The following is an 18644-nucleotide window of genomic DNA, read 5'->3' on the forward strand; positions in this document are numbered from 1 at the left end:
GTGAGATAGTCATATAAAGATAAAAAACTTTCTTTAAAAACATTCGTTATCCGATGTTGCCTATCATGCTATCCCCTTCATCTTACCGTTTGAAGAGCGCTTTAGCAACTGTAAAAACTATGGTATAATTTCAACAAAAGTAGACATAATAAAGGAGCAAGAATATGATCAAAGAATTTTGTGCGGAGAATTATACATCGATCCCGTTAGCCATCGCAAATGGAGCCAATCGGATCGAATTATGTGACAACCTAGCAGTAGGTGGCACTACACCAAGTACTGGTGTCATTGAAGAAGTATTGAGCTACGCTAATGAAAAAAGTGTACCTGTCATGACGATCATCCGACCACGTGGTGGCGATTTTGTTTATAATGATATCGAATTGAAAATCATGCACACTGACTTGATTGAAGCCAAAAAACTAGGAACTGATGGTGTAGTGATCGGTTGCTTGACTCCTTCTGGTTGGTTAGATGAAGAAGCACTGGAAGTCTTGATCGACTCCGCAGAAGGCCTACAGATCACCTTCCACATGGCGTTTGATGCGATTCCTCAAGAACGTCAATACGAAGCCATCGATTGGTTGGTTGAACATGGCGTTCATCGTATCTTGACACATGGCGGTGTTGCCGGTACAAACATCGAAGATAATTTTGCACACTTAAAGCAGTTGATCGCTCATGCAGACGGTCGAATCATCATTTTACCTGGTGGTGGTATCACTTCAGAAAATGCACAAGTAGTTGCTGATGCTTTAGGAGTCCACGAAGTCCACGGCACCAAAATCGTTCCTTTATCTGAATAAACAAAAATAAGAGGTCGGAACAGAAGTGTTCAGCCTCGAGAAATAAGGCGCCATCCACGAAAATTGTTCTTCAAATTTTTGTGGATGGCGCCTTATTTCCGAAGAGGTTACTTCTGTTCCCGCCGTTTATTCGGTTTTAGGTGGTACAGAGGACTAATGTCCCAGACACTATTTTAGCTCTATTATCTTACATAAAATACCCCATAAACAACGAAGCGATATTGAAATAGATCAATACACTGGTCAAGTCACTCAAGGTCGTAATAAATGGCCCGCTGGCAACGGCAGGGTCAAAGCCTAAACGATCCATCAACATCGGGATCAAACTTCCCGCAAGATTTGCCACTGTGATCGCAAATAGCATCGCAATACCAATAACAAAGCCTAGAATAAAGTTCTGCTTCCAAAATCCTACGATCAAGAAGATCGTTAGGCCAGTCACAGCGCCGGTCACTAAACCCGTCAATACTTCCGCCACGATCAACCGAACAAAGCCCTGATCTTTTTCATCTGAAATCGCTAGGCGACGTACAGCGACCGCTAACGATTGTGTACCGGCGTTTCCAGCCGTCCCTGTGATCAAAGAAATAAAGACAGCTAAAATACTTGCTTCACTGACCAATTCTTCATAATGACTGATCAAAGAGGCAGTTGACATACCTAAAAATAATAAAGTGATCAACCAAGGTAAGCGGCGAGAAGCTGATTTTACTGGATTCTCATTGATTTCTTCGACGTTGACCCCCGCCAATCCAGAATAGTCACTCGCGGCTTCATCATCGATAACGTCAATGATATCATCGACAGTCACGATCCCTAATAAATGATCATCATAATCCGTGACAGGCAACGCAAGAAAGTCGTAGTCACGGAAAGTTTGTGCCACATCTTCTTGGTCATCGCCTACGTGAACAGATAATACCCGTTCACTCATCAAATCAGAGATCATCGCATCATCATCATTGACGATCAAATCACGCAACGAGATAACCCCAACAAGTTGATTGTCCTGATTGACTACATAAATGTAATAGATCGTTTCTGCCACATCTGCTTCATTTTTCAAGACATACATCGCCGAACGAACGGTTTGGTTCGCAACGATCGAAATAAATTCGGTCGTCATGATCGCCCCAGCCGTTTCATCTTCATAATGCAAGAGGTCTTTGATCTCGCTCGCATCTTCTGCTGCCATCAAGCTAAGATATTTCGCCACTTGTTTCTTATCTAATGTATTCAACAAATCGACCGCGTTATCGGTATACATCTCTGAGAGCATTTCCGCAGCATAACTAGGACGCATTTCTGCTAAATATTCCTTCATATATTCGTTATCTTCTTCAATGACATCGAACATATCCGCCAATTCCTTTGGCGAAAGATAGGTATAAATCTGTTGACGATCTGCTTCCTTAAGGGATTGATAGAATTGCCCCTGTTCGTAGATATGCATCTCCAAGAAGTTATTTCTAAAATCTTGAATATTGTTTTCTCTTAGATCTTGAGCTAACTGGGCAAATCTTTCCTCTAATTCTTGATTTTCGTCCAAACCAATCTCACCTCACCTTAATCTTCAAATCGTTTCACTATTGTTGCCATATCTTTTGCTAAAGGCTGTTTGAATGCTAATAATTTTTCTGTAAACGGATGATAGAACTGTAAGTCATAACAATGCAACGCCTGTCTAGCTATGTCTTGATCCATCCTTCCCCCATACATGTCATCGCCTAAAAGAGGACACCCGATCGCAGAAAAATGCACTCTGATCTGATGCGTGCGCCCCGTATGCAATTGGATATCAACGAGTGCAATCTCTGCTGATCTGTTTTCTAACCAGTATTCCGTTTGCGCACTTTTCCCCGTAGAAGAAACTTTACGTTTTAATAATGATGTCATATCACGAGCAATTGGTAAATCGATCTGCCCATGCGCTTTCAACGTAGCCACATCGCCACTGACCAAGGCTTGATATTTTTTGACGAACTTCTTTTCGCGAAGCTGTACGTCCAATTTTGCATGCGCAAAACCATGCTTTGCAAAAAGCATCAATCCTGAAGTATCTCGATCTAGTCTAGTCACTACGTGGATCACCTGATTTTCATAGCCTTGTTGTTTATAATAAGCTTTCACTCGATTCGCCATCGTACCGGTAGGATGGTATTGTGCCGGTATCGAGGATACTCCAGCTGGTTTATTGACGACTAAGAGGTGTTCATCTTCATAAACGATCTCGATCGGTGTTTCGTCTAAAAGAACCGTTTCATGCTCGCCTTCTGCTGGAATCACAATGGTTACCTTATCATTTTGAGCCAAAGAAAACAAGACGTTCTCAACCTGATCATTGACCATGATCGTGCCGCCTTGAAACTTGATTTTCGCTAGTAGCCCTTTGGAGATCCCTTTTTCTTTTAAAAAATATTTTACTTGTTGCGCTTGCTCTTTTTCATAGATCCATGTAAACTCCATTGCTAAACCTCACCAATAAAGGCATCTTTCACACGGTGCCAAAAATGCATATGTCGATAAGAAGCAAAGTGGATTCTTTCTTCTGCAATCCGATAATAAATGGCTCGTATATTATTTTTTGAAACGTCCAATTGATCAATCGTCACCAAATAATCTGCGGTATTCTCTAAACGAATTTCCACCCATTCATCTTGAGCAATGACCATCGGCGCACCTAGCGTACGAAAAACGCGGTTATTCAATGAAGCAATCTCTGCTAATTGAAATGCATTGATACTTGGATGGATCACAGCCCCACCAACACTCTTATTATAAGCAGTCGATCCGGTAGGCGTAGATAATGCCAAACCATCACCACGGAAGCTTTCAAATAGTTCGTTTTTGATATACACATCTGCTACCATCGTTCGGTTAGAACGCTTGATTGTCGACTCGTTCAAAGCAAAAAAATGTTGATCAGGCTTATCATCTAAATAGCTGATTCGAACGTCCAGCAACGGGTAGCTGACACTTTGCTCACGATTAGTTTTCAGGCTATCGACTAGTTCTTCTAATTCATAGTCCCGCCAGTCCGTATAAAAGCCTAGATGCCCTGTATGGACGCCTAAAAAACGCACATCGTTCAAAGCATGGCTAAATTGATGGAACGCTGCTAATAGCGTCCCATCCCCACCAACTGAAATCACTAACTCTGGCTGTTGATCGTCGATTTTGATATTTGCTTGAGCCAAAAGATTTTTCAATCGTTCGGTGACTGCTAATGTTTTGGGCTCCTTGTTATGAACGATCGCTACCTTCATCTTTTGCCTCCTCATGTTTATTCTCTTGATTGATCAATGAGCGATAATAGGCATCTTCAGATTTGCCTCTGCCATGTGAGAATAACCGTTGTGCTTCTTGGATTTCTTCACGAATATTCGACATTTCTTCGTCGAGTTGATACGCGGCTTCCGCTGCACGTTGTAATCGTTCACTCATTTCTTCCGGAAATACACCTTGATATTTATAATTCAACGAATGTTCGATCGTTGCCCAAAAGTTCATCGCTAACGTTCGAATTTGAATTTCTGCTAAAATTTTCTTTTCACCACTGATCAATTGGACTGGATATTCGATCACTAAATGATACGAGCGATACCCACTCGCTTTTTTATTGGTGATATAATCTCGCTCTTGTAATACTTTCATGTCTTTTCGGTTACGGATGATCTCAACCACCTGATGGATATCTTCTACAAATTGACACATGATTCTTAGCCCAGCAATGTCTGACATTTCTTCCTCTAAACGCGCCATTGGGATATGACGCAATTGAGACTTGGTAACGATGCTTTCTACCGGTTTGACCCGCCCCGTCACAAACTCGATTGGGACATGGCGATTTTGTTCTCTAAATTGTTTACGTATTCCTCTTAGTTTTACTTTTAATTCTGATACTGTTTGTTCGTAAGGTGCTAAAAACTCTTCCCAGTCTCGTTCCATAATCTATACCTCTACTTTGTTAACATTCATAGATATTCTAACATATAAACATAGTTTTTTTGCACCTTCTGTCTTTGAAGTTGACCAAAAACAAAAAATTAGGCAAAATAAAAGAAAAGGGGCGAAGCCAATGACTGAAATGTTAGAGATCGAATTTAAAACATTGCTAGCTAAGGAAGATTACACGCGTTTGCTTTCGCACTATCAACTTACAACGGAATCCTTCCATATCCAAACCAATATTTATTATGACACGCCTGATTTCCAATTAAAACAGCGTGGTTGTGGCTTACGTATCCGCTTATTAGATACCTATGCGGAGTACACGTTAAAAACGCCAGCTGCAGAAGGAAAATTGGAAACAACAGACACCTATACGCTCCAAGAAGCCACTAAAATGATCGAGGATCAGACACTGCCACGAACGGGCGCTGTTTTAGAAAAACTTCATGAGCTATCGATCGACTCCAATCAATTGTTCGAAATCGGAGAACTGACGACTAAGCGTGTTGAATTTCCTATTGATGAAGGCTTGTTAGCCATTGACGAAAGTTGGGGGGAACAACTTCACGACTATGAATTAGAATTAGAAGTCACTGATGCTGCCAGTGGAAAAGTAGCATTTGAGCGCTTCCTTCAACGTCAAGGAATTCCTTATCATCCTTCAAAAAATAAAATCCAACGAATGTTTGAGGCCAAAAATTAGAACTCTATCATTTTCATAAGGCACATGAGTTCATTTTTTCGGGATTTTCTGGTAAGTTATACGTTGTGAATATTATTCATGATTTGCATAGAATCTAATTTGGGGGAGATTCGTATGATCGAAATCTATTTTTTTGTTAATCCATTGGGGAAAAACTGCTTTCATTTAGAGCAACAGCTCGTTCAATTTATTGATGAGGAATATGGAAAGAAGCCGAAAGACAAAGTACAATTTCGTTTTCTACCACTAGTTAACTTGCAGACAATCGGGGATGTCATGCAGACTAACGGGATTTCTCAAACTAATCTTGAAGAGCGCAACAAACTATTTTCCATTACTTATTCAGCCGCATTAGATTGCAAAGCTGCGCATTTTCAAGGAAAGAAAAAAGGAAGACAATTTCTTAGCCGTTTACAAGAAGCAGTCAGTTGTAAAAAAATTCCATATTCTCAACAGCTTTCTGAATCGATTTTTTCAGAAATTGGAGATCTAAACATGTTCAAAGAAGATCGCCAATCTGAATTTGTCAAAGAAGCATTTTTCTCAGACCAAAAAATGGCCCGTGAAATGGGAATAAAGAAACATCCATCTGCTGTTGTTTATAATTATAATCGTGAACAAAATTTTGGAGTATTAGTTGAAGGCATGAACAGTGTTCGCCAAATCATGGCGATCTGTCAAGGAAAAGAAGACAGCTATCAGCTGTTTGAAAGCCATCCATTGCAAGCAACGAATCCACAACTTCATTCCGGAAATAGCCATTTATCTTTGCTTTCAAATTAAATAATAGATGTGTGTATCACACAAAATAAAAAGACACAAAACAAGGTAAACTGTTTTATGTCTTTTTTACTATTTTTTCAAATCAAATATATTGTATATGGTTAAACATTTCCTACAATATGAATACGGAACCTTTGACTTGACGTACCACGACCCTCTCCTTCGGTAGCAACTAATTTCTGACCTTGTGAAGGAGCCCCATTTTCAATATCCAGTACTTTACCTGTTTCAGTATTTTGTAATACAAAAAGTCCATCACCTAAAAGTTCATCTACACCTACTTTATACAATCGCCAATTTGAATTTAGACCTGTCGTTGCAATTCTTGGATTTCCTTTGCTATCAAAAGATTTTTCGGATACAGATAAGGATGGCTGATTTGATAAACCCGTTGAACTGATGAGGATCAGTTGAGAGAGTGTACGTCTCAGTAGCAAAATTATAAAACATATTCCATTTTTGATTCCATGAGTTAGCACTATTATATATAATCACTTGGTCTAAATTGCTTTGATCCCAATCCAATACCATTCCTCTATTCATTTCACTTTGAATCTTTACAACTTTGTTGTTAAAGTAGTTAGCAACATTAGATCCTGGTATATTTTCTTCTATGCCTGCCGAGACTGTTTGATTTCCTCCTACTACTCCTAATGTCGTTACTACAAACGCTCCTACCATTAACTTTGTGAACACTTTCATTTTTTATTCCCCTTTTTTGTTTTTGTCTTTTTTCGTTTTTCTTCGATTTAAATGAAATACAGCTAGCGAAGGATCAAAGGTTACCTACTACTCTAAGAATAAATCGTTGACTAGCAGTTCCAGTACCCTATCCTTCACGTGCGACTAGGCCTTTCGTGTCGTACGGGCTACCATTTTCCAGATCCAATACTTTACCTGATTCAGCATTTTTTAAAACATAAACACCAGCACCCACAGCATCGCCTACTCTGTACAGTTTCCAATTTACTTTTAATCCAGTCGTAGCAATCTTTGGATTTCCTTGACTATCAAAAACTTTGTCAGATACAGCCAATTCTGCTGATCTGATATAGCCGTTGATCTGGTGAGGATCAGTTGAGATAGTATATGTATCAGCACTAGAATCATAAAACATATTCCATTTTTGATTCCATGAGCCAGTATTATTGTACATGATTACTTGGTCAAGATTAGATTGATCCCAATCCAACGCCCTTCCCAAATCCATTGCACTTTCAATTCTCACCACTTGATTTTTAAAGGTGTCCGCAACATTAGAACCTGGTATGTTTTGATCCAAATCTGCCGAGACTGTTTGACTTCCTCCGACTACTCCTAACGTCGTTGCTACAAATGCTCCTAAAAATAATTTTGTGAACACTTTCATTTTTTTGTTCCCCTTTTTGTTTTTTTGTTTGATACAAATCGATTTGTTGAACACAGTATGCCATGTTTTTATTTAGTAAATTTATTTTGAGTGGTAATACAACACTATTTATTTTTTATTTAATAAGTGCGTTAATTATAATAAAAAGCACTTATTTTATAGGCTTTCTTGCTTTTTCACGCACAATGAAAAGTAAATTTACTATGAATTTTTTCATGTTTTTTATTTTTATTATTAAACATAAAAATATATTGTTTTTCAACTGTATAAAAAAGAGAATCATCGGTTACTTGAAACACCTACAATTCTCTAATTATTTCTGTTAAATTATAAATGATACACACTGCCGGACTAATTTCCTTAAACAGCAGACTGATCCTTCTTTCTTTTTTTATTGACAACAACTAGTAAAACCAAGCAGATAAGAAGACTAATGATTCTCAGTGCAGGAGTAAATAATAGGAAGATCATCAAATTAGCAAACCCTTGAACAATGGTAGAATCCGATTGATACAATTTGATCCAAAGGCTCTGCAAACACGCTCACATGGCGATAGACATATGCAGTAAATAAATACATAGCCACACCTACTCCTACTATAAGGATATTTTTTATTGATTTCGACAATTTCTGTTCCTCCATCTAGTGTTTATTGATCGGATTTCTCTTTTTGTTTCCATAATCGATCAATAAAAATTTCTTTGCTCTAACTAGAAATCCATTTTATCTTTAAATAACAAATCATAAAAAATATGTACATGTTTCTTTCTAATTAGAAAAGCTGTAGACATTCATATATCATCTCCTAATTCGTTAATCAACATTCTTCATCTCCTCACATTTATAACATAAGACAACATATTTATCCTATAAAAATCCATTGTACTACTAATAGATCACCCACTCAAAAAAGGAGTAAAAAAGGGTTACCCTCTCATTACTCCTTTTCGCTATCAAATAATCGTAGTCAATACGCTGACTTATTCCATCATCTGCTTTTTGATCCCCGCAACATCCAACCCAAATTCTTGTTGCAAGAAATCTGGTGTGCCAACTTGACCAAAACGTTCATTGACACCGATTCGTTTCAGAGGAACGCCAATCCCTTCTTCTGCAAGAACTTCAGCGACTGAACTACCTAAACCGCCAGTAATCGAGTGATTCTCAATGGTTACGATTTTTTTCTTACCAATTGCTTCACTGAGGATCAACTCTCGATCAATCGGTTTGATGGTAAACATATCGATCACTTCACAGCTGATTCCTTCTTCCATCAATTGTTCGGCTACTTGCAATGTTTCAGAAACGAGTTGCCCTGTTGCAATCAGCAGATAATCCGTCCCTTTACGCAAAACATTTCCTTTGCCTAATACAAATGTTGAACCTTTCTCATAAACAGGCGTGACGCCTTTACGATTTCCTCGTACATAATGGATTCCTGACATTTGATGAAATTCTTTGATGATCCATGCCATTTGTACGTCATCTGCCGCATCACATACTACGGAATGAGGGATGGCTTTCATTAAGGCCACGTCCTCCCAAGTCGTATGAGTTCCCCCATTGTGCCCTGCAGCAAATCCCGGATCTGAACCATAAATATTGATGGTATTCCCGCCGTAGCCACCTGAAATAAACAGTTGATCAAATACCCGGCGTGTCGCAAATGGACCAAAAGTATGGATAAATGGTGTGTACTCCGTCAAACTTAATCCTGCTGCGACGCCAACCATATTGGCTTCGGCAATTCCCATATTGATAAAGCGGTCAGGGTGTTCCTTTCCAATCGCTGTCCAACCACTTGCAGATCCTAGATCAGCATCTAACGCAATGACTTTCTCGTCTTTTTCCATCAATTCATTGATGGTTTCCACGACACAAGTTCGTAATTCTTTTTCGATCGCTGTCGATTTAGTTAAATGGAACATCCCTTATCGCATCCTCTCGATTTTTTCTTCTAATGTTCGGATTGCTTGATCTGCTGCTTGATTGACTTGTTCCGTATTGAATTTTACGGAATGATTCGCGCCTAAAGTTTCAAAATATGGAACCCCTTGTCCCTTCACGCTATCAAGTACAAGACAAACTGCTTGATCAGTCACTTCTTTACATTTGTTGATTGCAGCATCAATCGCTTGTATATCGGAACCTTTTACTTTTAAGGTATAGAAACCGAATGCTTCCATTTTTTTCTGTAAATCGAACGGGTCAAGGATGTCCTTTGTTTCTCCATCTAATTGCTTTTTATTATCATCGATGATCACGATACAATGATTTAATTTAAAATGAGCGATATATTGGAATGCTTCCCAACACTGGCCTTCATTCAACTCTCCATCTCCCACGATCAAGTACACATAGTTGTCTTTGTTAGCCTGCTTAAAACCTGTAGCGATCCCCGCAGCTATTGAAGTCCCTTGACCTAAAGAACCCGTAGTTGCATCAACACCAGGTGTTTTTTGGCGATCCGGATGAGAAGGCAGTCTTGTTCCACCTTCATTGATCGTCAGTAACCATTCTTTGTCAAAATAACCAACATTTGCTAAAGCACTGTATAACCCAGCTCCTGCGTGTCCTTTAGATAAGACCAACCGATCGCGTTCTTCCCATTGTGGATTTTTAGGATCGACCTTCATCTGCTTACCGTATAAGACGGCTAACAACTCAACGATCGAAAATGAACCACCTAAATGCCTTTGCCCCATATGTTTGATACTGATTAATGTATCTAATCGTATTTTAGTTGCTAATAATTCCAGTTCTTTTAGCTGCTCTTCCTTGATGGTCAAAATGATCCCCCCTTACTCTGCGACTGTATCTGATTTTTTACTTTTCTTTAAAAGTGTCAAACCGATCAAAACAGCAAGCACAGCGACCACACCAGAAATAACTGCAATTTGTCCGCCCATATTTGCTAAGTTTCCTAAAAAGATTCCTGAAACACCATAATCTGTATCTGAGAAAGTCGAACCTTGGAACCCGAGATCGCCCATTACTGGCATCAACAAGATCGGCATGAAACTAATGATGATCCCGTGGATAAAGGAACCGATGACCGCGCCACGTACGCCCCCAGTGGCATTTCCATAAACACCGGCTGTCGCGCCACAGAAGAAATGAGGAACTACGCCAGGAATGATCACTGTTGTCCCGGTAAAGACCATAATCACTAAACTAACTAATCCACCAACAAAACTTGTTAAAAAGCCAATCAATACGGCATTTGGTGCATAAGGGAACACGATTGGACAATCCAACGCTGGAATCGAATTCGGTACTAATTTTTCAGAAATTCCTTTAAATGCAGGAACGATTTCAGCTAAAATCAAACGTACACCGGCTAAGATCACAAAAACACCTGCGGCAAATGAACCCGCTTGTTGTAACGCATAAATAATATAATTCGTGCCATCGCTCAATGTGGTAGTAATATAGTCACTTCCGGCAAACAACGCAACGATCACATAGACGATTGCCATCGTAATCGTGATACTTACTGTTGAGTCACGTAAAAAAGCTAACCCTTTAGGAAAATTGATGTCTTCTGTTGATTTTTCTTTATTTCCAACATATTTACCGATCAAGCCACTCAATGCGTAGCCAAAGTTCCCTGTATGACCTAAAGCTACAGAGTCATTTTTTGTGATTTGACGTGTAAACGGTTGTGCGATTGCTGGAAAAATCGTATTACAGATGCCTAGCGCTAACCCACCGAATAAAATCAGACTAAACGTACTCATTCCTGTTACACTTAAAATGACTGCAATCATACATGCCATGTATAACGTTGCATGCCCTGTCAAATAAATGTATTTGTACCGAGTGATTCTCGCAATCAAAATATTGAATGCCATCCCCGCTAACATAATAAGTGCTGTATATGTTCCATAGGTAGTTAGAGCTAACGCTACTATCGCTTCGTTATTAGGAACAACTCCTTGCATATTGAATGCGACTTGAAACATTTCTCCAAATGGCGCCAACGAACTTTCTATGACCCCTGCACCAGCTGTCACAACCAGAAATCCTACAAAGGTCTTGATTCCGCCTTTAACAGTCGTTGCCACATCTTTTTTCTGCAACATATTCCCCAATACAGCAATCAATGCCACTAAGATTGCTGGTGTACTCGCAATATCGATCAATAGATCTAAAATACTATTCATTTATTTTTCCTCCCCCAAAAAAATTTTTTATAGTAATCCTTTTTGTCTACATGTCTCCGCTACTTTTTCTTTCAATTCATCTAGATCGATGATACTCTCCAACACGACGATTTCACCTAAATGTTGTGCGCTATCTGCTAAATCTCTACCGATAAAAAAGACATCTGCTAATTCTGGTGCTGCACTTCCTAGATCGTAATGAGCAACTTCCACTCCACTTACCCCTAGATCATTTAATACTGAATTGATATTCATCTCCACCATAAAACTGGATCCTAATCCTGAACCACATACTGCTGCAAATTTCATTTTTCATCTTCCCCTTCTTTGATTACATGGATGATTTCTTCTACATCTTTCGCTTCGAGTAATGACGCTAAACGTTCTTTATTCGACAAAATTTTCGTCAAGCTAGCTAAAGCTTTCAAGTGCATCTCGTTGTCCACTGCTGCTAAACAGATAAATAATTGGATGGGATGCTTTTCATCGTCGCTCAATAAGACTGGATCAGTTACCTTCAGTAATGACATCCCAATTTCTTTCACTCCATCTTCTGGTCGTGCATGAGGCAAAGCAATTCCTTTTCCGATATGGATAAAGGGCCCATGTTCCATGACCTTTTCGATCATCGCCCCCACATACTTTTCTTCGATTTTATTGGTCGTTAACAAAGGCTGAGCTGCCTCGGTGATGGCTTCTTGCCATGTCAGTTGTTTGTCCGTAAATTGTATGGTTTCTTTTGTTAATAATTCTGATAACATCGGCCGTTGATCTTCCCTTCTGTTCAATTCTTTGTTTATTTTTCTCTCGACGATCTGTCGCAGTTTCCTCTTTGTCATTCCCTCTTTCAAATCAATATATGGAAAAATCACTTCCAAAATTTCTTCGATCGAATGCACACCTCTTTCTGAAACATAAAATGCTTGTTGGACCTTTTTAACTAATTCATTTTTTTCTAAAGGAGTCATGATGGGTTTCACAACATAACTGGTCACCGGTGTTTTTAGTGGGACACTGGAAAACACCATATCAATGTCTTCCGAAAAACGAAGCATCTGATATTCTTCTGTTGATCGTGCTGGCAAAAATTCGATTTGTGGAAATAGCTCTTGTAATTCCGATTCCATGATCAAGCCAGAGCTGATGCCACTCGGGCAGACGATCATCGCCTTTAATCGTTGGTAATGATGTCGCTCCTTTTGTTTTCTGATCTCTCCACCAAATAAAATCGTAAAATAACCAATTTCTGTATCCGGAATCTCGCCAACTAATTGTTTGAGTGGATAAAGCGCTAAACGAGTCAATTCAAATAATTCTCGATATTGGGTTTTGATTTCATCGATCAACACATTATTCAATGTGAATCGATAGCGGATACGAAAATAAGCGGGAACAAGATGATAAAAGAAATTCATCAATAATTTCCGATAGTCAACAAACCGGACAGCGGATAAACGTTCCATCTCATGGATGACCTCTCTTGCACATTCCAATAAAAATTCTACAGAGTGATCCTCGATATCGCCTTGTAAAACAGTTTTTAACAGCACAGTCAAATAGCATTCTTCTTCTACTTGATTTTTGATTTGACCAAAATCTGTTAAAAATTTTTTGCTTGCTTGATAGACATTCAAAGAGGTCAGCATCTCTTTATCTTTTTCAGTTAGAAAAACTGCTTTTTTTGTGATCCGTGACAATAAAAAACTAATAAAATACAACATTTCCTCAAAACGACTAGGAACGATGATTAAATCAAATTCCTCTAAAATACGAAGCAGGCGGTCTCTCACCACAACATAATTCGTTCTAGAAATGCCATAGATCCCTTCAAAAAGTAACCAGTGGCCGTTCTTGGTGTCTGTTAGTACTCCCACAGTTGAATAAGCTACGCGGCGAACATCAAGTTCAGCGCCATCTATGTAGAAGCCTTTTTTTCTCGAATAAATCAGTCGAATGTCTTCCTCTTGGAGTTTCATTCTTAAATTTCTGACATCTTTTAAAACTGTATTCTTACTTACATTGAATAATTCTTGAAAATAATAAACAGATAAGTCATCAACCATCGAAAAAGCAAGAAGATAGATCATGGCTTGTCTTTCCTCTTCAGAAAAATATAGTTCCTGTTTTGACACTTCGAAGAGGACTTCAGACCATCGTCGTCGAATCGCCTCTGGAACCAGTATCTCCTCTCCAGAGATATTTATTTTTTGCCCTAGCTTTTTTTCACAAAAATGATTGATTTTTGTTAATTCTATTTTTAGAGTCTCTTCCTCCAAGTTCGTCAGTCTTATCAATTTTTGTCTGTTCGTTTCCTCAAACAGATAACTCAAGCGGTAATTGATCATTCCCGTCCCCCCATTTCAACTATAATGACTTTTTACTGGAAACGCTATCACACTTCAGCCCAATTTGACTCGTGCTTTTTCCATTTTGATGGACCGAACAGAGTCAACGACGCAGCCGTGTATTAAAATTAAAATAAAAAAAGTAAGTCACCAGAAAAAAATCTTGCAAAAAGAAACAGCGAAATCCCAAAATAGGAAAAACGATTTCCGGATTTCACTGCTTATTCAGTTGCCTATTTTGGCACTCCCTTTAACTCTCACTTAGCAACAATAGCAAGCTCGTTTTACGCTGATTCAATCTCATCGAATCAGTTTTCGATCCTTTATTTCATAGACTTGATCTGCCACTTGTTGAACAAAATAAGGGTCATGCGAGGTAAACAAAACAGTTCCATGATATTGTTTCAAAAAATACTCTAGCGCATTCATTGTCCGCAGATCAATAAAATTAGTCGGTTCATCTAGAATCAATACGTTGGAAGGCTTAGCAAACAAGGTTGCTAGTGACAGCCGTGTAGCTTCTCCTCCACTTAACGAACAAACTGATTGTTGGATAGCCTCCGGTGAAAAGCTTAAATGGTGTAGCATACTTCGGATCAAACTTTCTGGATATTCGGTCTGACGCATCAAATACTGTAGGACGGTCAGATCCTCAACATAGTGATAATCCCTTTGCTCATAGACAGCAAAAGTAACTTTGGGACTAAGCTTCACTCCATTTTTTTGCTGTAAGATGTGTCGTAATAAACTAGATTTCCCACTGCCATTCGATCCAATAATCGCGATATTCTTCCCTAGTGCGAAGGCAAAGTTAACTTCATCAAGCAGGATTTTTTCATCATAATGGATCGTCACTGATTCACCTACGACTGGGAACTTATTGTGTAAAACAGTTGTTTCTGACTGCGGGAAATCAATCGGATGCTTTTTTTGTACTCTTGCGACTTCCGTTAATTTTTCTAAACGTTTCTCCATTGACTTCGCCGCTTTCATTATCCCTTTTTGACCACTTTCTTTTTGTTTTGTTCCTGACAAACGATCAGGTTTCCGACTGTTTTTATTACTTCTGCTTTTTTGATTGGAAGATTGTGCCATTTTTTTGGCTTGTTGCTCTTTTTTGATCATGCTATTTTCTAATTTTTTACGTTCTCTCAAATAGTCATCATGCGCTCTTTCTTGAGCAATTACTTCTTGTTCTTTTTGCTTTACATAATCATCATAATTCCCTGTATATTCTTTGATCGTATGTCCCGATACTTCCCATATTTTGTCAGCTAATTCATTGAGAAATAAGCGATCATGGCTAACAAAAACTAAGGTTCCATAATAATACCGAAGTTCTTCAATCAACATTTGCACGCTTCGTTGATCTAAATGAGTGGTTGGTTCATCTAACAACAAACCTGTCGTGTACGTAGATAATACTTGTGCCAAACGATATTTCGTTTCTTCACCACCACTAAAGTGAGCCATTTGATTGGGAACTCGGAAACGGCTGAGTAACTCAAAATCGATTTCTTCGACTAGATGCTGACCAACGGTATCGATCTGTGCAAAATATTTAAAATCAATCCTTCGATCTACTCTTCCTTTTTCTGGTAGGATTTCTCCAGCTAATAATTTAAGTAACGTCGATTTCCCGCTACCATTATCTCCGACGATACCGATCCGCGCATTCTCATAAATCGCTTGCTCATTGATTGTTAATACTTCTTTTCCGTTATACGTAATCTCAATCTCTTTTAATAGCATTGCTAATGCTTCCATTGTTTGCACTCCTTTTGTGCAAATGAACATCCTTCTAACGGAAACACAAAAAAGAAGCAGCCTGTGAAAGACTGCTTCTTCAAGAATTTTGTCCATACTAAAAAAGCATAGAAAAAAAGCAAAGTTCCCGTGAATTGTCATTTACAAGTTATTTTTAAACGATTCAATTAATTGTTTAAAAATACTTGATCCAAATAAAACAACCACATGGCACATCGCTCCTTTTCTCTAATTACATTTATTTTATCATGATTGAAACCGTTTGACAAACGGTTTCAAGGTTAATGAAAGATACTATATTGAGTAATTAGATGGTAGCATTGCTTCTTGACCTCTGATCTATTCAAACTCAAGAACTATGTGATGACCAACAGTGATTTGATTGCTTTTCGTTCATCCATTGCCTCATAAGCAGCTTGAACTTGATCTAACTCGAATTGTTGCGTAAAGACTTTACCTGGTTCGATTTTATTTGATAAGACTGCTTCTAATAGTGCAGCTCGGTCGTGAGTCGTCACAGCCGCAATCCCTCCACGTAAACCGATATTACGATAAAACAAAGCGTTCGTATCCAACTCATCTACGTGAGGGACGCCAACACGTCCAACAACCGCACCTGGTCGGCCTACTTTTACAGCCGTTTCAACTGCTTGTTGTGTCCCTACACATTCTAACACTGCATCTGCGCCGGCACCTGTTAATTTCATGACCTCAGCGATTGCTTCTTCTCCACGAGCCGCAATGATATCCGTTGCTCCAAATGTCAAAGCTAGCTGTTGACGGTCTTCATGTCGACTCATCGCAATGATTTTTGATGCGCCTAACAATTTTGCTCCAATGACTCCACATAACCCTACAGCTCCATCTCCGATCACAACAACTGTATCTCCTTCTTTCACCTCAGCACTCACTGCTGCATGATAGCCCGTTGCCATAACATCTGCCAACGTAACAAAAGAATTTAACATATCATCGGAATAATCTTCTGGTTTACCAGGGATTTTTACTAACCCCCAATTCGCATTGCGATAGCGAATATACTCTGCCTGGTACCCTGTTGAACCTGAAGTATCTGATAAACAATCACCATCAAACCCAGCTAAACAGGCCTCACATTCCCCACAACCATGGGTAAAAGGCACAATAACAAAATCACCCGGTTCAACGTTTGTAACATCTTCTGCTACTTCTTCTACGATACCAATCGCTTCATGTCCCGCAGCAGATCCTGCTTCTTTTTTAGAGATACCACGATACCACCATAAATCAGAACCACATACACTTGCACGTACCACACGAATGATTGCTTCGTTCTCTTGATTCAATTCTGGCTTAGGCATTTCTTTGATAGCCATTTTCCCTGGCTCTAAAAATACTGTTGCTTTCATAGCTTCCACTCCTTAGATTAATTGCTTCTAGTATATCCCCTTGAGTCAACTCCAAGTCAAATAAAAACAATTATAGCCAGTCTTTTTCCAATAAGCCGGAAGAAAATGAACTCGCTTTTATATACTCGTTATGGTATCATAACTCTGAAAAGAGAGCGTTGTATCAACAACCCTCTCTTCAGATAGCACCGTTTTACTGGTGGCTAGCTTGGTTAGTTACAGAAAATAACCGTTAAACTCGCCAAAGTTTAAGGAGCGGTTATTTTTTGTTGTCTTTGTCGCTGACGATCAAGACCAATGTTGCAAACGACAATGCAAACATCAATGCCTCAAACACAGACATGCTTATTCCTTTCTAGGAGAAAGCCACAGATCAACATAGGCATCACCTCTTTTCTAAAGGCTAGCCACCGCATCAACTTTACTATCCTTGTCAGTATACTATAAACCGAAAATTTAAACCTGAATTTTTAGATTTTTTTGTTATTTATTGTATTGCTATTTTTATCTCTTTTATTTCTCTATCAGAACAAAAGAAAATGAACTCGCTTTTATGTACTCACTATGGTATCATAGCGTTGAAAAGCGGAATTGCGTCAACAACTCCGCTTTAGATAGCATCGTTTAAAGCAATGGCTAGTCTAGATATTTACAAAAAATAACCGTTAAACTGTCCAAAGTTTAAATGGCGGTTATTTTTTGTTGTCTTTGTCGCTGACGATCAAGACCAATGTTGCAAACGACAATGCAAACATCAATGCCTCAAACACAGACATGCTTATTCCTTTCTAGGAGAAAGCCACAGATCAACATAGGCATCACCTCTTTTCTTAAGGTTAGCCACCGCATCAACTTTACTATCCCTGTCAGTATACTATAAACCGAAAATCCAAACCTTAATTTTTAGATTTTTTTGTTATTTTTAGTATTGCGATTTCTACCTCTTTTTGTTCTTCTACCATAACAAAAGAAAGTGAACTCGCTTTTATGTAGCAACTATGGTATCATGACTTTGAAAAGAGGAGTTGCATCAACAACTCCCCTTCAGATAGCATCGTTCAAAACAATAGCTAGTTTGATATTGCTTCAAAAAATAACCGTTAAACCTTCCAAAGTTTAAGTGGCGGTTATTTTTTGTTGTCTTTGTCGCTGACGATCAAGACCAATGTTGCAAACGATAATGCAAACATCAATGCCTCAAACACAGACATGTTTATTCCTTTCTAGGAGAAAGCCACAGATCAACATAGGCATCACCTCTTTTCTAAAGGCTAGCCACCGCATCAACTTTACTATCCCTGTCAGTATACTATAAACCGAAAATCCAAACCTTAATTTTTAAATTCTCATGTTATTTTTAACAGT

General features: G+C 38.8%; 17 protein-coding genes. 3 read left to right on the forward strand and 14 right to left on the reverse strand.

Features of this window, described 5'->3' with window-relative positions:
- The first annotated feature begins 164 nt into the window (after positions 1-164).
- A complete protein-coding gene (locus HZ311_RS05595; protein WP_023520410.1) occupies positions 165-806 on the forward strand; it encodes a copper homeostasis protein CutC in 642 nt (213 codons plus the stop codon).
- Between the two features lie 187 nt (positions 807-993).
- On the opposite strand, the gene mgtE is transcribed toward HZ311_RS05595, so the two are convergent.
- Genes mgtE through HZ311_RS05615 form a run of 4 tightly spaced genes read right to left on the reverse strand, consistent with a single transcriptional unit; the run spans position 994 to position 4754 of the window.
- Complete coding sequence (mgtE, locus tag HZ311_RS05600) at positions 994-2355, reverse strand: magnesium transporter (RefSeq protein WP_010734260.1); 1362 nt, start codon at positions 2353-2355, stop codon at positions 994-996.
- Between the two features lie 17 nt (positions 2356-2372).
- Positions 2373-3272: an RluA family pseudouridine synthase gene (locus HZ311_RS05605; RefSeq protein WP_010734259.1), complete on the reverse strand. Its 900-nt coding sequence runs from the start codon at positions 3270-3272 to the stop codon at positions 2373-2375.
- Positions 3273-3274: 2 nt separating this feature from the next.
- Positions 3275-4072 (reverse strand): NAD kinase, encoded by a 798-nt coding sequence (locus HZ311_RS05610; RefSeq protein WP_010734258.1) that lies wholly within the window; start codon positions 4070-4072, stop codon positions 3275-3277.
- Positions 4050-4754: a GTP pyrophosphokinase gene (locus tag HZ311_RS05615; RefSeq protein WP_019722324.1), complete on the reverse strand. Its 705-nt coding sequence runs from the start codon at positions 4752-4754 to the stop codon at positions 4050-4052. Before HZ311_RS05615 ends, HZ311_RS05610 begins: the two co-directional genes overlap by 23 nt.
- Before the next feature lie 130 nt (positions 4755-4884).
- Here HZ311_RS05615 and HZ311_RS05620 point away from each other — a divergent pair, with 130 nt between their 5' ends.
- Together HZ311_RS05620 and HZ311_RS05625 are read left to right on the forward strand one after the other, a co-directional pair.
- Positions 4885-5460 carry a CYTH domain-containing protein gene (locus tag HZ311_RS05620; protein ID WP_010734256.1) on the forward strand — a complete coding sequence of 192 codons (576 nt, stop codon included), beginning with the start codon at positions 4885-4887 and terminating at the stop codon, positions 5458-5460.
- Positions 5461-5574: 114 nt separating this feature from the next.
- Entirely contained in the window at positions 5575-6243 is a 669-nt protein-coding gene (locus tag HZ311_RS05625; protein WP_023520411.1) for a DsbA family protein, read from the forward strand.
- 101 nt (positions 6244-6344) lie between these two features.
- Here HZ311_RS05625 and HZ311_RS15745 read toward each other — a convergent pair whose 3' ends face one another.
- The 10 genes from HZ311_RS15745 to HZ311_RS05670 form a co-directional block, all read right to left on the reverse strand.
- Complete coding sequence (locus HZ311_RS15745; RefSeq protein WP_023520412.1) at positions 6345-6533, reverse strand: RICIN domain-containing protein; 189 nt, start codon at positions 6531-6533, stop codon at positions 6345-6347.
- 52 nt (positions 6534-6585) lie between these two features.
- Positions 6586-6945, reverse strand: coding sequence for a hypothetical protein (locus tag HZ311_RS15750; protein WP_224434923.1), 360 nt, complete (start codon positions 6943-6945; stop codon positions 6586-6588).
- A 127-nt stretch (positions 6946-7072) separates the two neighbouring features.
- Positions 7073-7612: an RICIN domain-containing protein gene (locus HZ311_RS05635; RefSeq protein ID WP_023520414.1), complete on the reverse strand. Its 540-nt coding sequence runs from the start codon at positions 7610-7612 to the stop codon at positions 7073-7075.
- 981 nt (positions 7613-8593) lie between these two features.
- Positions 8594-9541 carry a transketolase family protein gene (locus tag HZ311_RS05640; RefSeq protein ID WP_137072856.1) on the reverse strand — a complete coding sequence of 316 codons (948 nt, stop codon included), beginning with the start codon at positions 9539-9541 and terminating at the stop codon, positions 8594-8596.
- Between the two features lie 3 nt (positions 9542-9544).
- The gene (locus HZ311_RS05645; RefSeq protein WP_178946522.1) at positions 9545-10402 is read right to left on the reverse strand and encodes a transketolase; all 858 of its coding nucleotides are present in this window, start codon (positions 10400-10402) and stop codon (positions 9545-9547) included.
- Positions 10403-10414: 12 nt separating this feature from the next.
- Positions 10415-11779, reverse strand: coding sequence for a PTS ascorbate transporter subunit IIC (locus HZ311_RS05650; protein ID WP_010734249.1), 1365 nt, complete (start codon positions 11777-11779; stop codon positions 10415-10417).
- Positions 11780-11806: 27 nt separating this feature from the next.
- Positions 11807-12088, reverse strand: coding sequence for a PTS sugar transporter subunit IIB (locus HZ311_RS05655; RefSeq protein ID WP_010734248.1), 282 nt, complete (start codon positions 12086-12088; stop codon positions 11807-11809).
- Positions 12085-14124, reverse strand: coding sequence for a BglG family transcription antiterminator (locus tag HZ311_RS05660; protein ID WP_023520417.1), 2040 nt, complete (start codon positions 14122-14124; stop codon positions 12085-12087). The genes HZ311_RS05655 and HZ311_RS05660 overlap by 4 nt, the downstream gene beginning before the upstream one ends.
- Before the next feature lie 300 nt (positions 14125-14424).
- Positions 14425-15891, reverse strand: coding sequence for a ribosomal protection-like ABC-F family protein (gene abc-f, locus HZ311_RS05665; protein WP_178946523.1), 1467 nt, complete (start codon positions 15889-15891; stop codon positions 14425-14427).
- A 356-nt stretch (positions 15892-16247) separates the two neighbouring features.
- Entirely contained in the window at positions 16248-17279 is a 1032-nt protein-coding gene (locus tag HZ311_RS05670) for a zinc-binding dehydrogenase (protein ID WP_023520418.1), read from the reverse strand.
- Positions 17280-18644: the final 1365 nt, after the last annotated feature.

The sequence above is a fragment of the Enterococcus mundtii genome (genome assembly GCF_013394305.1).
GTDB lineage: Bacteria > Bacillota > Bacilli > Lactobacillales > Enterococcaceae > Enterococcus_B > Enterococcus_B pernyi.

Bases quoted from the DNA above. Each gene is read 5' to 3' on its own strand.
- HZ311_RS05605 (WP_010734259.1), bottom strand. From the start codon at position 3,272: ATGGAGTTTACATGGATCTATGAAAAAGAGCAAGCGCAACAAGTAAAA.
- HZ311_RS15750 (WP_224434923.1), bottom strand. From the start codon at position 6,945: ATGAAAGTGTTCACAAAGTTAATGGTAGGAGCGTTTGTAGTAACGACA.
- HZ311_RS05610 (WP_010734258.1), bottom strand. From the start codon at position 4,072: ATGAAGGTAGCGATCGTTCATAACAAGGAGCCCAAAACATTAGCAGTC.
- HZ311_RS05620 (WP_010734256.1), top strand. From the start codon at position 4,885: ATGACTGAAATGTTAGAGATCGAATTTAAAACATTGCTAGCTAAGGAA.
- HZ311_RS05640 (WP_137072856.1), bottom strand. From the start codon at position 9,541: ATGTTCCATTTAACTAAATCGACAGCGATCGAAAAAGAATTACGAACT.
- HZ311_RS05625 (WP_023520411.1), top strand. From the start codon at position 5,575: ATGATCGAAATCTATTTTTTTGTTAATCCATTGGGGAAAAACTGCTTT.
- HZ311_RS05670 (WP_023520418.1), bottom strand. From the start codon at position 17,279: ATGAAAGCAACAGTATTTTTAGAGCCAGGGAAAATGGCTATCAAAGAA.
- HZ311_RS05615 (WP_019722324.1), bottom strand. From the start codon at position 4,754: ATGGAACGAGACTGGGAAGAGTTTTTAGCACCTTACGAACAAACAGTA.
- HZ311_RS05655 (WP_010734248.1), bottom strand. From the start codon at position 12,088: ATGAAATTTGCAGCAGTATGTGGTTCAGGATTAGGATCCAGTTTTATG.
- abc-f (WP_178946523.1), bottom strand. From the start codon at position 15,891: ATGGAAGCATTAGCAATGCTATTAAAAGAGATTGAGATTACGTATAAC.
- HZ311_RS05660 (WP_023520417.1), bottom strand. From the start codon at position 14,124: ATGATCAATTACCGCTTGAGTTATCTGTTTGAGGAAACGAACAGACAA.
- HZ311_RS05635 (WP_023520414.1), bottom strand. From the start codon at position 7,612: ATGAAAGTGTTCACAAAATTATTTTTAGGAGCATTTGTAGCAACGACG.
- HZ311_RS05650 (WP_010734249.1), bottom strand. From the start codon at position 11,779: ATGAATAGTATTTTAGATCTATTGATCGATATTGCGAGTACACCAGCA.
- HZ311_RS05595 (WP_023520410.1), top strand. From the start codon at position 165: ATGATCAAAGAATTTTGTGCGGAGAATTATACATCGATCCCGTTAGCC.